This window comes from Candidatus Symbiothrix dinenymphae (assembly GCF_001431085.1).
In genome coordinates, this window is the sequence record NZ_BBRU01000248.1 from 1 (window position 1) to 594 (window position 594).

1 protein-coding gene is annotated in these 594 nt (G+C 49.7%); it reads left to right on the forward strand.

Annotated elements, in window-relative coordinates:
* Positions 1 to 450: preQ(1) synthase (queF, locus tag ASC50_RS03370; protein ID WP_056928714.1), on the forward strand; the 450-nt coding region annotated here is incomplete at its 5' end.
* Positions 451 to 594: the final 144 nt, after the last annotated feature.

A 594-nucleotide genomic window follows, 5' to 3' on the forward strand; every position in this document is an offset into this window, starting at 1 on the left:
GCATACGCACAAAATTATGCGCCGGAGGTGCTGGAAACATTTGATAACAAGCACTTTGAGCGCGACTATTGGGTGCGCCTCAACTGTCCGGAGTTCACAAGCCTGTGCCCCATCACCGGGCAGCCCGACTTTGCGACCATCCGCATCGACTACATCCCCGCCGTCAAGATGGTGGAGAGCAAGAGTTTGAAGCTCTATCTGTTCAGTTTTCGCAACCACGGAGCTTTCCACGAAGATTGCGTAAACATCATCCTCAACGATTTGGTGCGCCTGATGCAGCCCAAATACATCGAAGTAACAGGCTTTTTCACCCCACGCGGCGGCATCAGCATCGAGCCTTACTGCAATTATGGTCAGCCCGGCACCGAGTACGAAGGGTTGGCAAAAAAGCGGCTGTTTGAAACCTCCCGCGAGCCGTCCGGTAACCTCCCGTGGAAAAAAAACTCATAATTCATAATTCATAACTCATAACTCATAACTATTTCGTACCTTTGCACAAAAATTTTAAATCGTATGAACATATTAGGTTTTATTCAGGCACAGGCAGAGGGATTTGCCACAGAAGTGGGGGCACAGATACCTGTGGTGGAAGGG